This is a genomic window from Tepidimonas taiwanensis (assembly GCF_020162115.1).
In the GTDB taxonomy this organism is placed as follows: Bacteria; Pseudomonadota; Gammaproteobacteria; order Burkholderiales; family Burkholderiaceae_C; genus Tepidimonas; species Tepidimonas taiwanensis.
In genome coordinates, this window is sequence record NZ_CP083911.1 from 221,235 (window position 1) to 239,749 (window position 18,515).

At 70.4% G+C, this 18,515-nt stretch carries 18 protein-coding genes and 1 pseudogene; 14 read left to right on the forward strand and 5 right to left on the reverse strand.

Going from position 1 to position 18,515, the window contains the following annotated elements:
* Positions 1–32 precede the first annotated feature (32 nt).
* The 5 genes from LCC91_RS01025 to hemA form a co-directional block, all read right to left on the reverse strand.
* Positions 33–1,037 carry an AAA family ATPase gene (locus tag LCC91_RS01025; protein ID WP_058615657.1) on the reverse strand — a complete coding sequence of 335 codons (1,005 nt, stop codon included), beginning with the start codon at positions 1,035–1,037 and terminating at the stop codon, positions 33–35.
* Between the two features lie 106 nt (positions 1,038–1,143).
* A complete protein-coding gene (grxD, locus tag LCC91_RS01030; protein ID WP_058615658.1) occupies positions 1,144–1,470 on the reverse strand; it encodes a Grx4 family monothiol glutaredoxin in 327 nt (108 codons plus the stop codon).
* Between the two features lie 81 nt (positions 1,471–1,551).
* The gene (locus LCC91_RS01035) at positions 1,552–2,607 is read right to left on the reverse strand and encodes a N5-glutamine methyltransferase family protein (RefSeq protein WP_058615659.1); all 1,056 of its coding nucleotides are present in this window, start codon (positions 2,605–2,607) and stop codon (positions 1,552–1,554) included.
* A 29-nt stretch (positions 2,608–2,636) separates the two neighbouring features.
* Positions 2,637–3,743, reverse strand: a complete 1,107-nt coding sequence (gene prfA / locus LCC91_RS01040) for a peptide chain release factor 1 (RefSeq protein ID WP_058615660.1) — start codon at positions 3,741–3,743, stop codon at positions 2,637–2,639.
* Complete coding sequence (hemA, locus tag LCC91_RS01045; protein WP_058615661.1) at positions 3,740–5,056, reverse strand: glutamyl-tRNA reductase; 1,317 nt, start codon at positions 5,054–5,056, stop codon at positions 3,740–3,742. Before hemA ends, prfA begins: the two co-directional genes overlap by 4 nt.
* Positions 5,057–5,083: 27 nt before the next feature.
* On the opposite strand from hemA, the gene LCC91_RS01050 reads away from it, so the two are divergent.
* The 14 genes and pseudogenes from LCC91_RS01050 to LCC91_RS01115 all read left to right on the forward strand — a co-directional run bounded on the left by LCC91_RS01050 (position 5,084) and on the right by LCC91_RS01115 (position 18,513).
* Positions 5,084–5,365, forward strand: a complete 282-nt coding sequence (locus LCC91_RS01050) for a hypothetical protein (RefSeq protein WP_058615662.1) — start codon at positions 5,084–5,086, stop codon at positions 5,363–5,365.
* Between the two features lie 194 nt (positions 5,366–5,559).
* Positions 5,560–9,468, forward strand: a complete 3,909-nt coding sequence (locus LCC91_RS01055; RefSeq protein WP_058615663.1) for a DUF3683 domain-containing protein — start codon at positions 5,560–5,562, stop codon at positions 9,466–9,468.
* A complete protein-coding gene (locus LCC91_RS01060) occupies positions 9,465–9,926 on the forward strand; it encodes an HIT family protein (protein WP_043699741.1) in 462 nt (153 codons plus the stop codon). The genes LCC91_RS01055 and LCC91_RS01060 overlap by 4 nt, the downstream gene beginning before the upstream one ends.
* A gap of 53 nt (positions 9,927–9,979) precedes the next feature.
* The gene (locus tag LCC91_RS01065) at positions 9,980–10,381 is read left to right on the forward strand and encodes a gamma-butyrobetaine hydroxylase-like domain-containing protein (RefSeq protein ID WP_043699739.1); all 402 of its coding nucleotides are present in this window, start codon (positions 9,980–9,982) and stop codon (positions 10,379–10,381) included.
* 25 nt (positions 10,382–10,406) lie between these two features.
* Positions 10,407–11,138, forward strand: coding sequence for a class I SAM-dependent methyltransferase (locus LCC91_RS01070; RefSeq protein ID WP_043699737.1), 732 nt, complete (start codon positions 10,407–10,409; stop codon positions 11,136–11,138).
* Between the two features lie 65 nt (positions 11,139–11,203).
* A pseudogene (locus LCC91_RS01075) lies at positions 11,204–12,165 on the forward strand (Tim44 domain-containing protein).
* 44 nt (positions 12,166–12,209) lie between these two features.
* Positions 12,210–12,893, forward strand: a complete 684-nt coding sequence (locus LCC91_RS01080; RefSeq protein ID WP_082007507.1) for a ubiquinone biosynthesis accessory factor UbiJ — start codon at positions 12,210–12,212, stop codon at positions 12,891–12,893.
* Positions 12,890–14,443: a ubiquinone biosynthesis regulatory protein kinase UbiB gene (gene ubiB, locus LCC91_RS01085; RefSeq protein WP_043699733.1), complete on the forward strand. Its 1,554-nt coding sequence runs from the start codon at positions 12,890–12,892 to the stop codon at positions 14,441–14,443. Before LCC91_RS01080 ends, ubiB begins: the two co-directional genes overlap by 4 nt.
* Before the next feature lie 113 nt (positions 14,444–14,556).
* Positions 14,557–14,868, forward strand: a complete 312-nt coding sequence (locus LCC91_RS01090; RefSeq protein WP_043699731.1) for an FmdB family zinc ribbon protein — start codon at positions 14,557–14,559, stop codon at positions 14,866–14,868.
* Complete coding sequence (locus tag LCC91_RS01095; protein WP_224440978.1) at positions 14,855–15,529, forward strand: DUF502 domain-containing protein; 675 nt, start codon at positions 14,855–14,857, stop codon at positions 15,527–15,529. The genes LCC91_RS01090 and LCC91_RS01095 overlap by 14 nt, the downstream gene beginning before the upstream one ends.
* Positions 15,530–15,573: 44 nt before the next feature.
* Positions 15,574–17,367, forward strand: a complete 1,794-nt coding sequence (gene aspS, locus LCC91_RS01100; RefSeq protein WP_043699729.1) for an aspartate--tRNA ligase — start codon at positions 15,574–15,576, stop codon at positions 17,365–17,367.
* Between the two features lie 46 nt (positions 17,368–17,413).
* Positions 17,414–17,725: a DUF883 family protein gene (locus LCC91_RS01105; protein ID WP_043699727.1), complete on the forward strand. Its 312-nt coding sequence runs from the start codon at positions 17,414–17,416 to the stop codon at positions 17,723–17,725.
* A gap of 40 nt (positions 17,726–17,765) precedes the next feature.
* On the forward strand, positions 17,766–18,173 hold the full coding sequence (locus tag LCC91_RS01110) for a phage holin family protein (protein ID WP_052231459.1): 408 nt from the start codon (positions 17,766–17,768) through the stop codon (positions 18,171–18,173).
* Complete coding sequence (locus LCC91_RS01115; protein ID WP_161936800.1) at positions 18,157–18,513, forward strand: YqjK family protein; 357 nt, start codon at positions 18,157–18,159, stop codon at positions 18,511–18,513. Before LCC91_RS01110 ends, LCC91_RS01115 begins: the two co-directional genes overlap by 17 nt.
* Positions 18,514–18,515: the final 2 nt, after the last annotated feature.

Below are 18,515 nucleotides of genomic sequence, written 5' to 3' on the forward strand. Positions count from 1 at the left end.
CGGCATGGCCGCGTCGCCCACAGCGCATGGCCTTACTGCACGAAGCCGATGCGGGTCTTGCCGCCGCTGGCGGCTGGCAGGTCCTGGACCTCGATGCGCTCGCGCTTATCCAGCCGCGCGTTGCCAAAGCCCGTCATCAGCGCGCGCCGCATCTCGCGGGGCGCCAGTGTCGAGAGGCGGTCGAGCACGTCGTCGGCGGGCTCCTCGTCGAACAGCCGCCCCCAGTCGTGCGCGGCGCGCAGCCGCTGGTAGAGCTGGCGCGCGATGCGGCGTGCCTCGTCGCGCGTCGGCGGCGCGATTTCGAACACGTTCATGCGGTTGAGGATCGGCTCCGGGATGCCGCGCTCGTCGTTGGCGGTGGTGATCCAGATCACCTGGCTGGCGTCGATCGGCACCTCGGCGAACTCGTCGACGAAGCGCTGCGCCGTCTGCGGCTCGAGCAACCCGTACAGCGCGCCCAGCGGGTCGTACTGCGCGTCGCTGGCTTTGTCGATTTCGTCGACGACGATCACCGGGTTGGCGTAGTTACCCTCGACCAGTGCCTCGAACACCTTGCCGGGTTTGGCGCCTTTCCACTGCGATGACGCGCCCGAGAGCAGCCAGCCGGCGGTCATCGAACTCATCGGCACCAGCGTCATCGTGGTGGCGAGCAGCTCGGCGAGCTGCTGCGCGAAGTGCGTCTTGCCCACGCCGGGCGGCCCCAGCAGCAACAGCGGCGTGATCTCCAGGCTGTCGCTGCTGTCCTGCGCCAGCGCGACGTGCCGCTTGATGTCGTCGAGCACGGCGCGGAAGTTGGGCAGCTGCTCGACCAGTGGCTCGATGTCCGGGATACCGGAGGGTTTGACCGCGAAGCGCTGCGGGCCGCGCTCGAGCATGCGCTCGTAGGTCTGGCACAGCGTGGCCTGTTCGCGCTCCTGCCCCTGTGCCTTCAGGCGCCGCAGCCGCTGTTCGACGTCCTCCGGGCTGAACACGTCGCGCACGCGCGCGATGGGCAATCCCCGTGCGGGGGAGATGGCGGGAACGGGATGCGCATCCATGACACTCTCCTTCGACGACCGGTTCCTGCGGTCATTGAAGCACGTGCCGTGCCAAGGCACCCATCCGGATTTTTCCGGATGATGCGCCGTCCCCACAGGTGCCGGCTCACGCTGTTGGAGTGCCCAGCAGCCGCTGCAGTTCACCCGACTCGTACATCTCCATCATGATGTCGGAGCCGCCGATGAACTCCCCGCGGACGTATAGCTGCGGAATCGTGGGCCAGTTGCTGTATTCCTTGATCCCCTGGCGGATTTCCGGGTCGTCGAGCACGTTGACGGTGACCACGGATTTGGGGTCGACCCCGCAGGCCTTGAGGATTTGCACCGCGCGGCCGGAGAAGCCGCACATCGGAAAGCTCGCCGTGCCCTTCATGAACAGCACGATGTCGTGGGATTTGACCAGTTGGTCGATGCGCTGCTGAACGTCACTCATGGGTTTCGATCGGTGTGAAGCGTCGCGAAAGACGATGCCGTGCATTATCGCGCCGCGGCGTGCGCCGGGGGGCGGCCGCGCTCAAGCCCGCGTCAGCGGTGCGCCCGAGGGTGCCGTCCCCGGCCAGCGTCCGCCGGTACAGCGCCGGTGGCCCCCGAGGTCGCGCCGGTGCTCGACGTCCGCGTAGCCCAGGTGCCGCAGCAGCGCCGCGACCGCGTCCGCCTGGTCCCAGCCGTGCTCCAGCAGCAGCCAGCCGCCCGGGGCCAGCCGGGACGGGGCGCCGGCGGCGATGGCGCGCAGGTCGTCCAGCCCGTCGGGACCGCCGACCAGCGCCTGGCGCGGCTCGTGCCGCAGCGCGGCAAGGTGCGGGTCGTCGGCGCGCAGGTACGGCGGGTTGGCGACGACCAAGTCAAAGCGCGCGGGCCACGGCGACGCGCCTTCTGCCGGGGCGGTGGGCAGCGCCCGATCCGCGGATCCCGCCAGGGCCAGGGGCTGCGCCGGATCCGTGGATTCCGCCGGGGCGGTGTGGTCGCGATCATGGTGCGGGGTGGCCGGGCCCGTTGCGGGCGCGTCGGGGTAGGGCGTCCAGTCGTTCCACCACCGTCCGCGCAGCCAGCGCACCGGCAGGCCGAGCCGGCGGCCGTTGTCGGCGGCCACTGCCAGGGCGTCCGCGCTCACGTCCAGCCCCCAGACGCGGGCGGCGGGCCGCGCGTACTGGATCGCCAGCGCGATCGCGCCGCTGCCGGTGCCCAGGTCCAGCACGGTCGCGGGCGCGTCGGGGGGCAGCCGCTCCAGCGCCCAATCGACCAGCGTCTCGGTGTCCGGGCGGGGGTCGAGCACGCGCGCGTCCACACGCAGCAGCAGGCCGTGGAAGCCCCGCTCCCCGGTCAGGTACGCGAGCGGCACCCCGTCGAGCCGCTGCCGGCACAGCGCCGCGTAGCGCTGCGCGGCGTCGCGGGCGAGTGGTTCGTCGCCATGCGCGAGCAGCCAGGCGCGCGCCAGCGGCCGGCCGAGCGCATGCAGCAGCAGCCATTGGGCGTCCAGTCGCTCCAGCCCCGCGGCCTGCGCGGCGCGCACCGCGTCCGTCACGCTTTCGGCGGTGCCGATCGCGTCCAGCGCCGAGGCGCTGGCGGGCATCGGGGGCGTGGGATCGTCGCCGGCCCCCATCATGCGTTCGCCTGCGCTTCCAGCTCTGCCATCTGCTCCGCCCCGTGTGCGAGCTGCAGCGCGTGGATCAGGTCGTCCAGGTCGCCCTCAAGCACCGCCGGCAGCTTGTACAGCGTCAGGTTGATGCGGTGGTCGGTGACGCGTCCTTGCGGGAAGTTGTAGGTGCGGATGCGGTCGCTGCGGTCGCCGCTGCCGATGAGGCCCTTGCGGGTGGCCGCCTCGCGCGCCGCGCGCTCGCGCCGCTCGCGCTCCTGCAGCCGCGCGAGCAGGATCTGCAGCGCTTTGGCCTTGTTGCGGTGCTGGCTGCGGTCGTCCTGGCACTCCGCGACGATGCCGGTGGGCAGGTGCGTGATGCGCACCGCCGAATCGGTCTTGTTGACGTGCTGGCCGCCGGCACCGCTGGCGCGGAAGGTGTCGATGCGCAGCGCGGACGGGTCGAGCTGCACGGCCTGCGCCTCGTCCGGCTCGGGCAACACGGCCACCGTGCAGGCGCTGGTGTGGATGCGGCCCTGCGACTCGGTGACGGGGATGCGCTGCACGCGATGCCCGCCGGATTCGAAGCGAAGCCGCCCGTAGGCCCCGCGGCCGACGATGCGCAGCACGACTTCCTTGTAGCCGCCGAGGTCGCTGGGGGATTCGCTGACCGTCTCGACGCGCCAGCCCTGGCGCTCGGCGTCGCGCGCGTACATGCGCGCCAGATCGGCAGCGAACAGGGCGGCCTCCTCGCCGCCAGTACCGGCGCGGATTTCGACGAAGGCGTTGCGCTCGTCGTCCGGGTCGCGCGGCAGCAGCAGGGACTGCAGCGTCGCCTCCAGCGCCGCGAGGTCGGCGTCGGCCTGCGCCATTTCATCGGCGGCGAGCGCCGCCATCGCGTCGTCGCCGCTGGCCTGGGCCTCGTCGGCGAGCTGCTGCGCGGCTTGCCGGTCCGCCTCGCGCTGTAGATAGCGCAGATAAGGCTGCACGATCGCGTCGGTTTCGGCGTGTTCGCGCGTCAACGCCCGGAAGCGCTCCATGTCGGCCGTCGCATCCGGGGCGGCGAGCTGGGCGTCGAGCTCGTGCAGCCGCAGGCGCAGGCGCTCGAGCGTGTCGCGCACGAAGGGCTTCATGCGCGCGAGACCGGCTGCGTTGCGGCGGCTTCGCCCCCGGTGCCGACCCGCCCGCGCAGAAACAGACGCGAGACCACCTCCGCCGTCTGACGGCGGCTGGCCTCGTCCCCGCTGTGCAGTTCGGCCAGCGCGCCGTGCAGCATTTTTTGGGTCAGGCCGCGTGCCAGCGCCTGCAGCACCGCGTCCACGTCCTCGCCGCGCGCCAGCAGCCGCCGCGCGCGCGCGATCTCGGCTTCGCGCCAGGCGTCGGTTTGCGTCTGCAGGTCGCGGATCAGCTGCACGACGCCGCCGTGCGGATCGCGCTGGCGCAACCAGTGCATGAAGCTCTGTACCCCGGCGTCGATGATGGCCTCGGCCTGCGCGACCGCGGCCTGGCGCTGGTCCTTGCCGGCCTGCACCACGGCGGCCAGGTCGTCGACCGTGTACAGGTACACGTCGTCGAGGGCTTTGACCTCGGCCTCGATGTCGCGCGGAACCGCCAGATCGACCATGAACATCGGGCGGTGGCGGCGGCGGCGCAGGGCGCTCTCCACCATGCCCAGGCCGATCAGCGGCAGCGTGCTCGCGGTGCAGCTGACCACCGCGTCGAACTCGTGCAGCCGCGCGGGCAGGTCCGACAGGCGCATCACCTCGGCCCCGAAGCGGGCGGCAAGCTTTTCGCCGCGCTCGAGCGTGCGGTTGGCGATCGCCATCGCCCGCGGCTGACGCGCCGCGAAGTGCGTGGCGGCGAGTTCGATCATCTCGCCCGCGCCGACGAACAGAATGCGGATTTCGCGCAAATCCTCGAACAATTGGCTGGCCAGTCGCACGGCCGCGGCGGCCATGCTGATCGAGTGGGCACCGATGGCGGTGCTGCTGCGCACTTGTTTGGCCACCGCGAACGAGCGCTGGAAGAGCTGGTGCAGGGTCGTGCCCAGCGCGCCCGCTTCATCCGCGGCGCGCACCGCGTCCTTGAGCTGCCCGAGGATTTGCGGCTCGCCGAGCACCATGCTGTCCAGGCCGCTGGCGACGCGGAAAGCGTGGCGCGCGGCCGCGTCGTCCTGCAGGACGTAGGCGTGGCGCAGCAGCGTTTCCGGCGCGACCCCGGCCGTGTCGGCCAGCCAGCGCGCCGACGGCTCGATCATCGGCTCGTCGCACGCGCAATACAGCTCGGTGCGGTTGCAGGTGGACAGCAGCGCCGCTTCCGGGGGGCGGGTGAGCGTCGCGCGCAGGCGGCGCAGCGCCTCGGGCACCTGGTCGAGCGCAAACGCAAACCGCCCGCGCACATCGAGCGGGGCCGTTTGGTGGTTGATGCCGAGCGCCCAGACTGCCATGGGGCGGATTATAAAATTGCGCCCCTTGTGAACGCCCTCGACGTCCTCTGGCACGTGCTCGGCGCGGTGGCGCCCGCGTGGGGACTGGCCGCGTTGCTAGCGCCGCTGCTTGCCTGGCGCGGGCGGCGCGCGCGTCCGGTGATGACCGCTTGGGGGGCGCATCTGCTGTGGCTGGGGACGGTCGGATCGGCGGTGCTGATCGGCGGCCTGTGGTGGACCGGGCAGGACGGCCGCATGGCCACCTACGCCGCGTTGGTCGCCGCGGTCGGCCTCGTCGCCGCGTGGCGCGATAGCGCGGCCCGGCGCTGAGCGGGTGCGCCGGTGCCGGCGACGTTTCCCCGACCGGGCATACCCCGCTCGCCGGTCCCGACCCGGCTGCGACCCTGCTGCAACCCTGCTCTCAGTGGGCCGTGCTGCGCTGCGGTAACATCCGGCTCCCCCGTCGGCGGCCGCCGACCGCCCGGATCGGTCACGTCGCGGCCGATCCCTCGCCGCTTTTGCCCATGAACGCTCCGACGCCCCTGCACGCCCTGCTCGACGCCAGCCCTGACGCGCCGCGCCTGCGCGAGATCCCGTACAACTACACGTCGTTCTCCGACCGGGAAATCGTGCTGCGGCTGCTGGGCGAGCGGGCCTGGGAGGTGCTCGAGCTGCTGCGGCGCGAGCGCGCCACCGGGCGCTCGGCCCGCATGTTGTACGAGGTGCTCGGCGACATCTGGGTCGTGCAGCGCAACCCGTACCTGCAGGACGACCTGCTGGCCAACCCGAAGCGCCGCGCCGCGCTGATCGAGGCGCTGCACCACCGGCTGGGCGAAATCGAAAAACGCCGCCGCCCGCAGGAAGACCCGCAGCGCGACGTGCTGGTCGGCGAGCTGCTGGAGCACGCGCGCCGCGCGGTGCGCGCGTTCGCGCAGTCGTTCGACGAGATGGCCGCGCTGCGCCAGCGCGTGGTCAAGGTGCTGCGCCGCCACACGCACAAGGACAACATCAAGTTCGATGGCTTGAGCCGCGTCAGCCACGTGACGGACGCGACCGACTGGCGCGTCGAGTACCCCTTCGTCGTGCTCACCCCGGACACCGAGGCGGAGATTGCCGGGTTGGTACAGGGCTGCATCGAGCTCGGGCTGACCATCATCCCGCGCGGCGGCGGCACCGGCTACACGGGCGGTGCGGTGCCGCTGACGTGGAAGAGCGCGGTCATCAATACCGAAAAGCTCGAGGCGATGACGGAGGTCGAGCTGGTGCAGCTGCCCGGGCTGGACCGGCCCGTGCCCACCGTCTGGACCGAGGCGGGGGTCGTCACGCAGCGCGTGGCCGACGCGGCCGAGCGCGCGGGCTACGTCTTTGCGGTCGACCCGACCTCGGCCGAGGCGTCGTGCATCGGCGGCAATATCGCGATGAACGCCGGCGGCAAAAAGGCCGTGCTGTGGGGCACGGCGCTGGACAACCTGGCTTCGTGGCGCATGGTGACGCCCGATGCCGAGTGGCTGGAGGTGCACCGTATCGGCCACAACCTGGGCAAGATCCACGACGCCGAGGTGGCGAGCTTCGAGTTGCGCTATTACGGCCCGGACGGCAAGACGCTGCGGCGCACCGAGCGGCTGGACATTCCGGGGCGGGCGTTTCGCAAGGCCGGGCTGGGCAAGGACGTCACGGACAAGTTCCTGAGCGGCCTGCCCGGCGTGCAGAAGGAAGGCTGCGACGGCATCATCACCAGCGCGCGCTGGGTGGTGCACCGCATGCCCGCGCACACGCGCACCGTGTGCCTGGAGTTCTTCGGCAACCCGAAGGACGCCGTCCCGTCGATCGTCGAGATCAAGGATTTCCTGTTCGCGGAGGCGAAGCGCAGCGGCACGCTGCTCGCCGGGTTGGAGCACCTGGACGACCGGTACCTGAAGGCCGTGGGCTACAGCACGAAGAGCAAGCGTGGCACGCTGCCCAAGATGGTGCTGATCGGCGACATCGTCGGGGACGACCCGGACGCGGTGGCGCGCGCGACCAGCGAGGTCGTGCGGCTGGCCAACGCGCGCGGTGGAGAGGGGTTCGTCGCCGTCAGCCCCGAGGCGCGCAAAAAATTCTGGGCCGACCGCAAGCGCACCGCTGCCATCAGCCGCCACACCAACGCCTTCAAGATCAACGAAGACGTGGTGATTCCGCTCGAGCGCATGGGCGAGTACACGCTGGGCATCGAGCGCATCAACATCGAGCTGAGCCTGCGCAACAAGATCCGCTTGTGCGACGAGCTGGAAGCCTTTTTTGCGCGCGGGGCGCTGCCGCTGGGCAAGGCGGAAGACCCCAACGACATGCCCGGGCCCGAGCTGATCGCCGAGCGCACCGAGCAGGCGCTGGCCCTGGTGCGCGCGGTGCGCCAGCAGTGGCAGGCGTGGATGGCGGGCCTGGACGACGTGCCGGCCGACGGTGGCCGCACGCTGTTCGAGCAGCTGCAGGACCACACGCTGCGCGCGAGCTGGAAGACGCAGATCCGCCAGCCGCTGCGCGACCTGTTCACCGGCGCGGTCTTCGCGCCCGTGCTGGCGGAGTGCGAGGCCATCCATCGGCGCGTGCTCAAGGGCCGGGTCTGGGTGGCGCTGCACATGCACGCGGGCGACGGCAACGTCCACACCAACATCCCGGTCAACAGCGACGACTACGAGATGCTGCAGACCGCACACGAGGCGGTCGACCGCATCATGGCGCTGGCGCGGCGGCTCGGTGGCGTGATCTCGGGTGAGCACGGCATCGGCATCACCAAGCTGGAGTACCTGAGCGACGAGGAGATCCGGCCGTTTGCTGAGTACAAGCGTCGGGTCGACCCGCACGGGCGCTTCAACCGTGGCAAGCTGCTGCGCGATGCCACGGCGCTGGGCGACGACGTGCACGCGGCCGACCTGAGCCAGGCGTACACGCCGAGCTTCGGCCTGATGGGCTACGAGTCGCTCATCATGCAGCAAAGCGACATCGGCGCGATCGCCGACAGCATCAAGGACTGCCTGCGCTGCGGCAAGTGCAAGCCCGTGTGCTCGACGCACGTGCCGCGCGCCAACCTGCTCTACAGCCCGCGCAACAAGATCCTGGCCACCAGCCTGCTGATCGAAGCCTTCCTGTACGAGGAGCAGACGCGCCGCGGCGTGTCGATCCAGCACTGGCAGGAGTTCGAAGACGTCGCGGACCACTGCACCGTTTGCCACAAGTGCCTGTCGCCGTGCCCGGTGAAGATCGACTTCGGCGACGTGTCGATGAACATGCGCAACCTGCTGCGCAAGATGGGGCAGAAGTCGTGGCGGCCCGGCAATGCGCTGGCGATGGCCTTCCTCAACGCCACGCGGCCGGAGACGATCAAGCTGATGCGCAGTGCGATGGTGGACGTGGGCTACCGCGCCCAGCGGTTGGCCCACGACGTGCTCAAGCGCGTCGCGCGCCGGCAGACCGCCGCGCCACCGGCCACCGTGGGCCCGGCGCCGATCAGGGAGCAGGTGATCCACTTCGTCAACAAGAAGATGCCGGGCAACCTGCCGAAGAAAACCGCGCGGGCGCTGCTCGACATCGAGGACAAGCACTACGTGCCCATCATCCGCGACCCGCAGCGCACCAGTGCCGACGCGGAGGCGGTGTTCTATTTCCCCGGCTGCGGCTCGGAGCGCTTGTTCAGCCAGGTGGGCCTGGCCACGCAGGCGATGCTGTGGCACGTCGGCGTGCAGACGGTGTTGCCGCCGGGGTATTTGTGCTGCGGCTACCCGCAGCGCGGCAGCGGCCAGTACGACAAGGCGGAAAAAATCATCACCGACAACCGCGTGCTGTTCCACCGCGTGGCCAACACGCTGAACTACCTCGACATCAAGACCGTGGTGGTGAGCTGCGGCACCTGCTACGACCAGTTGCAGGGTTACGAATTCGACAAGATCTTTCCCGGCTGCCGCATCGTCGACATCCACGAATACCTGCTGGAAAAGGGCGTCAAGCTCGACGGCAAGGGCGCGTACCTCTACCACGATCCGTGCCACAGCCCGATGAAGCAGCAGGACCCGATGAAAACCGTCAAGGCGCTGGTGGGCGAGACGGTGCTGCTGAGCGACCGCTGCTGTGGCGAGTCGGGTACGCTCGCCGTCACGCGGCCCGACGTCTCGACGCAGGTGCGCTTCCGCAAGGAGCAGGAGCTGCGCAAGAACGCCGAGCAGCTCGCGGCGCTGGCGCAGCGCAACGGCGTCACGCCCGAGCCGGGGCGCACCAAGATTCTGACCTCGTGCCCGAGCTGCCTGCAGGGCCTGAGCCGCTATGGCGAGGACCTGAACAACGGCCTGCTGGAGGCGGACTACATCGTCGTCGAAATCGCGCGCCAGGTGTTGGGCGAGAACTGGCTGCCGGAGTACGTGGCGCGCGCCAACGCCGGCGGCATCGAGCGGGTGCTGGTGTGAGCGCCGCGCCCGCCGCCTGCCCGCTGTGCCGCGAGGACGGCGGCCTGCTGCTGTGGCGCGACGACGACTGGCGCGTGGTGCGCGCGCTTGGCCCGGACGTCGCCGAGGCCCCCGCCTGGTACCGCGTCGTCGCCCGGGTGCACGTGGCCGAGTGGTCCGACCTCGACGCGGCGGCGCAGGCACGGGCGATGGCGCTCGTGACCACCGTCGAGCGTTGTATGCGCGCCACGCTCGTGCCGACCAAAATCAACCTCGCGTCGCTGGGCAATGTGGTGCCGCACCTGCACTGGCACGTCATCGCCCGCTACGATTGGGACAGCCGCTATCCCGCGCCGATCTGGGACGCGCCGCGGCGGGCGAGCGATGCCGCGCGGCTCGCGGCGCTGCACGCCCGCCTCACGGCCTGTGACGCCGCGATCGTGCGCGCGCTGGACGGTCAGCCGTCTGAAACCGCTTGATGTCGGCCGTCCCGACCCCCCACTGTCACCGTTTCGCCACCGGAGGCCCCGCGATGTCCGACCACCCGATGCCCGAATCGATCACCGTGCACAAAGCGTCGCGCGTCTTCGAGATTGCGTTTTCCGACGGCGCGCGCTTTCGCATCCCGTTCGAGCTGATGCGCGTCTACTCCCCCTCGGCCGAGGTGCAGGGCCACGGCCCGGGGCAGGCCGTGCTGCAGACCGGCAAGCGGCACGTGGACATCGTCGCGCTGGAGCCGGTGGGGAACTACGCGGTGCAGCCCACCTTCTCCGACGGGCACGACAGCGGCATCTTCACCTGGGAATACCTGTACTTCCTCGGCAGCCAGCAGGACGCGCTGTGGGCCGACTACGAGCGGCGACTGGCCGAAGCCGGGGTGGACCGCGACGCCCCGATGTCGGAAAAAGCCGCCAGCGGCTGCGGCCACCACTGACGCCCGAACGGGCTACCATTGCCCCATGAGCCAGACCCACTTCGGTTTCCAGACCGTCGACGAGCGCGAGAAGGCGCGGCGCGTGCGCGCGGTGTTCGACTCGGTGGCGCCGCGCTACGACCTGATGAACGACCTGATGTCCGCCGGGCTGCACCGCTGGTGGAAGGCGTACACGGTGATGGTCGCCAATCCGCAGCCCGGGCAGCGCGTGCTCGACATCGCCGGGGGCACCGGCGACCTGGGGCTGGCGATCGCGCCCAAAGTGCAGCCGGGCGGCACGGTCGTGCACACCGACATCAACGAATCGATGCTGCGCGAGGGGCGCAACCGCCTGCTCGACCACGGGCTGGTGCTGCCGACGGTGGTGTGCGATGCCGAGCGGCTACCGTTTGCGGACGGGTACTTTGATCTCGTGACGGTGGCGTTTGGCTTGCGCAACATGACACACAAGGAACTTGCGCTGCGCGAAATGTATCGAGTACTCAAGGTCGGCGGCAAGCTGCTGGTGCTCGAGTTCTCGCACGTCGCGCCCCCGCTGCGCAAAGCCTACGACTGGTACAGTTTCCACGTGCTGCCCCGGCTGGGCCGCTGGGTGGCGGGGGACGAGGCCAGCTACCGCTATCTGGCCGAGTCGATCCGCGTGCACCCGGACCAGGAGACGTTGCGCGCGATGGTGCGCGAGGCGGGCTTCGCGCACTGCGACGTGCACAACCTGACGGCCGGGGTGGTGGCGCTGCACGTGGGGTTCAAGGCCTGAACGAGACGGCCGGCGGTTGCCGGCCCGATGGGAGACACGACGTGAAGACGACCTTCGGAACCTGGATGCTGGTGGCGGCAATGGCGCTGGCCAGCGGCGACGGCTGGGCCAAGCGCCTCGGCGGTGGCGGCTCGATCGGCAAGCAGTCGAGCAACGTGGTGCAGCGGCAAGCCGCGCCGGCGCAGCCCGCGCCGCAGCCGGGCGCGCCACAACCCGCGGCCCCGCAGCAGGCGGCCCCCGCCGCACCCGCGGCGGCTGGCGCGGCGGCCAAGCCGCAGCGGCCGTGGGGGGCGATGCTCGGGGGCTGGCGGCCGGGCTCGGCCTGGCGTGGCTCGCCTCCGCCCTGGGGTTCGGTGAGGCGTTCGCGCAGTTTCTGCTGATCCTGCTGCTGGTGATGGGCGTGGTGGCGGTGGTGGCGTTGCTGCGCCGCGGCCGGCCGGCCGCGGCGGCGCGCTCGCCGCTGGCGCTGCAGGGGGCGGGCGGGGTCGGCGCGGCGCCCGTGACGCCGCGCAGTTACCACCCCGGTAACGTCGGTAACGACGCGTCGGCGCGGCCGTGGGAGCGCACGCAGTTCGGCGGGGACGCGGGCGGCAGCCTGATCGGCAGCGCGATCGGGGCGCAGACCGCCAACACCTGGGGGGTTCCGGCGGACTTCGACACGGCGGGCTTTTTGCGCGCGGCCAAGGAACACTTCGTGCGTCTGCAGGGGGCGTGGGACCGGGGGGACATCCCGACCCTGCGCGCGCTGATGACCGACGAGATGCTGGCGCAGATCGAGGCCCAGCTCGCCGAGCGTGAGGCGAGCCGCCCCGGGGTGTCCAACGTGACCGAGGTGGTGACGCTGGACGCGCAGCTGCTCGGCATCGAGGACCTCGGTGACGAGGTGATGGCCAGCGTCGAGTTCTCCGGGCTGATCCGCGAGGACCCGGCCGAGGGGCCGGCGCCGTTTCGCGAGGTGTGGAACATCACCCGACGCAAGGACGGGCGCGGCGGCTGGCTGGTAGCGGGCGTGCAGGCCCTGCAGTGACCCGCCGCGGCGCAGGGGCGCCGCGATCCGGCAGAATCGGGGGCATGAACACGCCCCCGTTTTTGTTTCCGCGCGCCGGCCAGGGCGCATGGCGCTTGCCCGCCCCACCGGCGTGGCTATGGGACGAGGTGCGCAACCGCCTCGTGCTGCTGGTCAACCACGTGCTGCAGCAGGAGCCCGAGGCGATGTTGCGCCTGCGCCGACAGGCCGGCAAGACCATACGCGTGCGCTGGGGGCGCGATGCGGCGGTGCTGGGCTTCGATGCGGCGCTGGTGGTGCGGGCCTCGGCGGCCGGGCTGCTGGAGCGGGTGGCGGACGACAGCGCCGCCGACCTCGTGCTGACGCTGGATGAGCCGTCGCCGTGGGCCGTCGCCGGTAAAGTCGTGCAAGGGGACAAGCCCGCGGTCTCGATCGAGGGCGACGTCCAGCTCGCGGCCGAGGTGGCGTGGCTGACCGACAACGTGCGCTGGGACGTCGAGGAGGATCTGGCGCGGCTGTTCGGCGACGCGATGGCGCACACGCTCGTGCAGGGGGTGCGGCGGCTGGCGCAGCAGCTGCGCGCGCTGGCGGGCCCGCTCGTGCAGCGGGCCCATGAGCGCGCAGTTGCTGTGCGCGCGCGTGCTGCAGGAGCCCGTACCGGGGCGTGCGATCCGGCGCCCGCATCGCCACCGGCATCGGCATCGGCGGGCGGGAGTCCCGGTGGTCCGGCGGGCGGGGCCACGCCATGAGGCGCTGGTTGCGCGGCTGGTTCATCGTCTGGGTCATGCTGCGCTATGGCCTGGACGAGCTGGTGCTGTCGGGCTTTCGGCACCCGGTGCTGGCGGCGCTGCGTCGGGTGCTGACCATCGGGCGGGATTTGTCGGCGCCGCGGGGTCAGCGCCTGCGCGAGGCGCTGGAGCGCCTCGGCCCCATCTTCGTCAAGTTCGGGCAGGTGCTCTCCACCCGGCGCGACCTGCTGCCGCCGGACATCGCGGACGAGCTGGCGCGTCTGCAGGACCGCGTGCCGCCGTTCCCGACCGAGGTCGCCATCGCCACCATCGAGCGTGCGTTCGGCCGGCCGCTGCAGGCGATCTTTGCCCACTTCGAGCGCGAGCCGGTGGCCAGCGCCTCCATCGCGCAGGTGCATTTCGCCACACTGCACGACGGGCGCGAGGTGGCCGTCAAGGTGCTGCGCCCGAACATGCTGCCGGTGATCGAGAAAGACCTGGCGCTGATGCGCACGATGGCGGGTTGGGTCGAGCGGCTGTCGCACGACGGGCGGCGCCTGAAGCCGCGCGAGGTGGTCGCCGAGTTCGACAAATACCTGCACGACGAGCTCGACCTGCTGCGCGAGGCGTCCAACGCCGCGCAGCTGCGGCGCAACATGGCGGGGCTCGACCTCGTGCTGATCCCGGAGATGTACTGGGACCTGTGCCGCAGCGACGTGCTGGTGATGGAGCGCATGCACGGCGTGCCGATCAGCCAGGTGCAGCGCCTGCGCGACGCCGGCGTCGACATCAAGCGCCTGGCGCGCGACGGCGTGACGATCTTTTTTACGCAGGTGTTTCGCGACGGGTTTTTCCACGCCGACATGCACCCGGGCAACATCCAGGTGTCGCTCGCGCCGCAGACGTTCGGGCGCTACATCTCGCTCGACTTCGGCATCGTCGGCACGCTCACGCAGTTCGACAAGGAGTACCTGGCGCAGAACTTCACGGCGTTTTTCCGGCGCGACTACAAGCGCGTCGCCGAGCTGCACATCGAGTCCGGCTGGGTGCCGGCGAACACGCGCGTCGACGAGCTGGAGTCGGCGATCCGCGCGGTGTGCGAGCCGTATTTCGACCGGCCGCTGAAGGAGATTTCGCTGGGGTTGGTGTTGATGCGGCTGTTCCAGGCCTCGCGCCGCTTCAACGTCGAGATCCAGCCGCAGCTCGTGCTGCTGCAAAAAACCCTGCTCAACATCGAGGGGCTGGGGCGCGAGCTGGACCCGGACCTGGACCTCTGGAGCACGGCCAAACCGTTTCTGGAAACCTGGATGGCGGAACAGGTGGGGCCGAAGAAATTCTGGAACCAGCTCAAGGCCGAGGCGCCGCACTACGCGAAGCTGATCCCGGAGCTGCCGCGCCTGCTGCACGCCTACCTGCGTCAGCGCCCCACCGACCTGCGCCATGAGATCGACCGGCTGGTGCAGGAGCAGCGGCGCACGCAGCGCCTGCTGGCGATGGTGATCTACGTGCTGTTTGGCTTCGTCGCCGGGCTGCTGGCGATGCAGTGGTGGCTGCGCGTGTACCTGTGGTGAGCGGCGGCCCTTGAAGCGCCGCCGCAACGCTCCCACCTATAATGAAGGGTTTTTCCCGGGTTGCGGGAGCCCGTTTCCATCGTTTCGTTGATCCACTTCCTTCGCAGTCAGCCATGCCCATCTACGCGTACAAGTGCGAGTCCTGTGGCCATGCCAAGGACGTGTTGCAAAAAGTCTCTGACGCGCCGTTGACCACCTGCCCGGCGTGTGGCGCCGACACCTTTCGCAAGCAGTTGACGGCAGCCGGCTTCCAGCTCAAGGGAACGGGGTGGTACGTGACCGATTTCCGCAACAGCGGGTCGGCCGCCACCGGCGCTGCCGCGGCCGGTGCATCGTCCAGTGCCGAGGCGTCCAAACCCTCCGCCGGCGACGGTGGTGCGGCCAGCAGCGCCACCCCCTGCGGGGCGTCCTGTGCCTGTCATTGACCGCGGCCGCGTCGTCGGCGCGTTGCGGCGCTGGCTGCTCGCCGGGCTGCTGGTGCTGATCCCGCTGATCGTCACCATCTGGGTGCTCGATTGGGTCATTTCGACGCTCGACCAGACGCTCGACATCCTGCCGGACGCGTGGCAGCCGGAACGCTGGCTGGGCATGCGCCCGCCCGGGATGGGCGTGCTGCTGGCGGTGGCCATCGTGCTCGGCGTCGGGGCGCTCGCGTCCAACTACGTCGGCAACCAGCTCGTCGCGTGGTGGCACGCGCTGCTGCAGCGCATCCCGGTGGTGCGCTCGATCTATTCCGGCGTCAAGCAGGTGTCGGACACGCTGCTGTCGGACAAGGGCAACGCCTTCCGCCAGGCGTTGCTGGTGCAGTGGCCGCGCGATGGCATGTGGACCATCGCGTTCCTGACCGGGGCGCCCGGGGGGGACGTGGCGCGCCACCTGCCGCCGCAGGATTACCTGAGTGTGTACGTCCCCACGACGCCCAACCCGACCGGCGGCTACTTCGTGATGGTGCACCGCCGCGACGTCGTGCCGCTGGCGATGAGCGTCGACGAGGCGTTGACGTACGTGATTTCGATGGGCGTGATCGTGCCCGGCGGTCGCAAAGGGGCGTTGCCGGTGCACGCGCCCGCCGCCGAGCCGCGCTGATCGCCGCCCGGCCCGTTTGAACTGTCGTATTCCGAGGAATCAAGATGCCGATGCGCACCACCTACTGCGGTCAGGTGACCGAGGCCCTGCTGGGGCAATCCGTGACGCTGTGTGGCTGGGTCAACCGGCGCCGTGACCACGGTGGCGTGATCTTCGTCGACCTGCGCGACCGCGAAGGTACGGTGCAGGTGGTCTGTGACCCCGACCGGCCCGAGATGTTCGCCACCGCCGAGGGGCTGCGCAACGAATACTGCATCCAGGTCCAGGGTGTGGTGCGGGCACGCCCCGAGGGCACGGTCAACCCGTCGATCCGCAGCGGCCGTGTCGAGGTGCTGTGCCACGCGATCACCGTGCTCAACCCGAGCGTGACGCCGCCGTTCCAGCTCGACGACGACAACCTGTCGGAGACGACGCGCCTGACGCACCGTGTGCTGGACCTGCGCCGCCCGTACATGCAGCGCAACCTGATGCTGCGCTACCGCGTCGCGATGGAGGTGCGCAAGTTCCTGGACGCCAACGGCTTCATCGACATCGAGACGCCGATGCTGACCAAGAGCACGCCCGAGGGCGCGCGCGACTACCTGGTGCCCAGCCGCGTGCACGACGGCATGTTCTATGCGCTGCCGCAGTCGCCGCAGCTTTTCAAGCAGCTGCTGATGGTCGCGGGGTTCGATCGCTACTACCAGATCACCAAGTGCTTCCGCGACGAGGACCTGCGCGCCGACCGCCAGCCCGAGTTCACGCAGATCGACATCGAGACCTCGTTCATGACGGAGCAGGAGATCCGCGACCTGTTCCAGCAGATGATCAAGACGGTCTTCGCCAACACCATCGGCGTGGACCTGGGCGAGTTCCCGGTCATGCCGTATGCCGAGGCGATGGCGCGTTTCGGCTCGGACAAGCCGGACCTGCGCGTCAAGCTCGAGTTCACCGAGCTGACGGACGTGATGAAGGACGTCGAGTTCAAGGTGTTCTCGGGCCCGGCGAACATGGCCGGCGGGCGCGTGGTGGCGCTGCGCGTACCGGGCGGTGCGGCACTGTCGCGCAGCGAGATCGACGCCTACACCGAGTTCGTCAAGATCTACGGCGCCAAGGGGCTGGCGTGGATCAAGGTCAACGATGTCGCCGCGGGGCGCGACGGGCTACAGTCGCCCATCGTCAAGAACCTGCATGACGCCGCGCTGCAGGCCATTCTGCAGCGCACCGGCGCGCAAAACGGCGACCTGCTGTTCTTCGGCGCCGACAAGGCCAAGATCGTCAACGACGCCATCGGCGCGCTGCGTGTCAAGATCGGCCACAGCGAGTTCGGCAAGGCCAACGGCCTGTTCGAGGATCGCTGGGCGCCGCTGTGGGTGGTGGACTTCCCGATGTTCGAGTTCGACGAGGACGAGCAGCGCTGGGTCGCGGTGCACCACCCCTTCACCGCGCCGAAGGACGGGCACGAGGACCTCATGGACACCGATCCCGGCGCGTGCTTGGCCAAGGCCTACGACATGGTGCTCAACGGCTGGGAGCTCGGCGGCGGCTCGGTGCGTATCCACCGTGCCGACGTGCAGAGCAAGGTGTTTGCCGCGCTCAAGATCGGCCCGGAGGAGGCGCGCGCGAAGTTCGGCTTCCTGCTCGATGCGCTGCAGTACGGCGCGCCGCCGCACGGGGGGCTGGCGTTCGGGCTGGATCGCCTGATCACGCTGATGACCGGGGCGGAGTCGATCCGCGACGTCATCGCCTTCCCGAAGACGCAGCGCGCGCAGTGCCTGCTGACCCATGCCCCGAGCCCGGTGGACGAGAAGCAGTTGCGCGAACTGCACATCCGGCTGCGCAACCCGCAGCCGGCGTGATACAGTGAGCGGGACGCCATCGATTCCGTTCACTCAGGAGGATCCCATGACCGACAGCACGCTGCAACCCAAAGACAAACTCGTCGCCGACCTGAAGGTCGTCGTCGCCGACGCCGAGGAGCTGCTCGCCGCCACCGCCCAGTCCACGGGCGAGAAGGTCGCGGAGCTGCGCGAGCGCCTGCAGGAAAACCTGCGCAACGCGCGCTACCGCCTGGCCGATGCGGAAGCGGCGATTCGTGAACGCACGCGCGAAGTGGCCAAGGCCACCGATCACTATGTGCACGAGCACCCCTGGAAGGCGATCGGCGTCGCGGCCGGCGTGGGCCTGCTGGTGGGGCTGCTGATCGGCCGCCGTTGATCCGAGCGGGCGGCTGCGTGCCGCCGCACCGACTGACGGCATGCCACCGACATCCCACCCCTCTGGCGATGCGGCCGCATCGACGACGCTCTGGGGTGCCGCGCGCGGGGCGTTGAACGATGCCGCCGCGCTGCTGCGCGTGCGGCTCGAGCTGCTCGGTGTCGAGGCGGCGGAGCACGCGCTCGACGTCGCGCAGGCACTGGGCGCGGCGGTCGCCGCCGCCGTCCTGTTGTCGCTGGGGCTGGGGTTCTTGGCGGTGCTGCTGACGGTGCTGTGGTGGGACGGGCACCGTCTGTTGGCGCTGGCCCTCTTCGCCACGGTCTTTCTGACGCTGGGGGCGGTGGCGCTCGTGTGGGCACGCGCGCGCCTGCGCGCGGTGCGCTGGTTTGCGGCCAGCGCGGCCGAACTGGCCCGCGACGTGGAGCGTTTGCGTGGCGGCGCGGACTGATACCCCCACCGCCATCCCGTTGCGCGAGCGGCTCTCCACGCGGCGCCAGGCGCTGCTGCAACGGTCGGCCGAGTTGCGCGAGCGCCTGAGCCGCGAGGTGCAGGTGCTGCGACCCGCCGCCGACGGCGTGGACCGTGTCCGCGCCGGCTGGCGCTGGTTGCGTGCCCACCCGTGGGTGCCGGTGGTCGGGGCATTCGCGCTGGCGCTGTATCGCCCGCGCCGTGCGTGGGCGACACTGTGGCTCGTATGGCGCGGCTGGCGCTGGTGGCGCCGCGTCGAGCCGCTGTGGGTGCGCGTGACGGGGCGGGCGAGCCGGCGCGCGTCGGGATGGCCGGCATGAGC

What these genes read in the sequence shown, in the direction of transcription:
- aspS (WP_043699729.1), top strand. Translation starts at nt 15,574, where the DNA reads ATGCCGATGCGCACCACCTACTGCGGTCAGGTGACCGAGGCCCTGCTG.
- LCC91_RS01070 (WP_043699737.1), top strand. Translation starts at nt 10,407, where the DNA reads ATGAGCCAGACCCACTTCGGTTTCCAGACCGTCGACGAGCGCGAGAAG.
- grxD (WP_058615658.1), bottom strand. Translation starts at nt 1,470, where the DNA reads ATGAGTGACGTTCAGCAGCGCATCGACCAACTGGTCAAATCCCACGAC.
- hemA (WP_058615661.1), bottom strand. Translation starts at nt 5,056, where the DNA reads ATGGCAGTCTGGGCGCTCGGCATCAACCACCAAACGGCCCCGCTCGAT.
- LCC91_RS01105 (WP_043699727.1), top strand. Translation starts at nt 17,414, where the DNA reads ATGACCGACAGCACGCTGCAACCCAAAGACAAACTCGTCGCCGACCTG.
- ubiB (WP_043699733.1), top strand. Translation starts at nt 12,890, where the DNA reads ATGAGGCGCTGGTTGCGCGGCTGGTTCATCGTCTGGGTCATGCTGCGC.
- LCC91_RS01080 (WP_082007507.1), top strand. Translation starts at nt 12,210, where the DNA reads ATGAACACGCCCCCGTTTTTGTTTCCGCGCGCCGGCCAGGGCGCATGG.
- LCC91_RS01090 (WP_043699731.1), top strand. Translation starts at nt 14,557, where the DNA reads ATGCCCATCTACGCGTACAAGTGCGAGTCCTGTGGCCATGCCAAGGAC.
- LCC91_RS01035 (WP_058615659.1), bottom strand. Translation starts at nt 2,607, where the DNA reads ATGCCCGCCAGCGCCTCGGCGCTGGACGCGATCGGCACCGCCGAAAGC.
- LCC91_RS01025 (WP_058615657.1), bottom strand. Translation starts at nt 1,037, where the DNA reads ATGGATGCGCATCCCGTTCCCGCCATCTCCCCCGCACGGGGATTGCCC.
- prfA (WP_058615660.1), bottom strand. Translation starts at nt 3,743, where the DNA reads ATGAAGCCCTTCGTGCGCGACACGCTCGAGCGCCTGCGCCTGCGGCTG.
- LCC91_RS01110 (WP_052231459.1), top strand. Translation starts at nt 17,766, where the DNA reads ATGCCACCGACATCCCACCCCTCTGGCGATGCGGCCGCATCGACGACG.
- LCC91_RS01055 (WP_058615663.1), top strand. Translation starts at nt 5,560, where the DNA reads ATGAACGCTCCGACGCCCCTGCACGCCCTGCTCGACGCCAGCCCTGAC.
- LCC91_RS01065 (WP_043699739.1), top strand. Translation starts at nt 9,980, where the DNA reads ATGTCCGACCACCCGATGCCCGAATCGATCACCGTGCACAAAGCGTCG.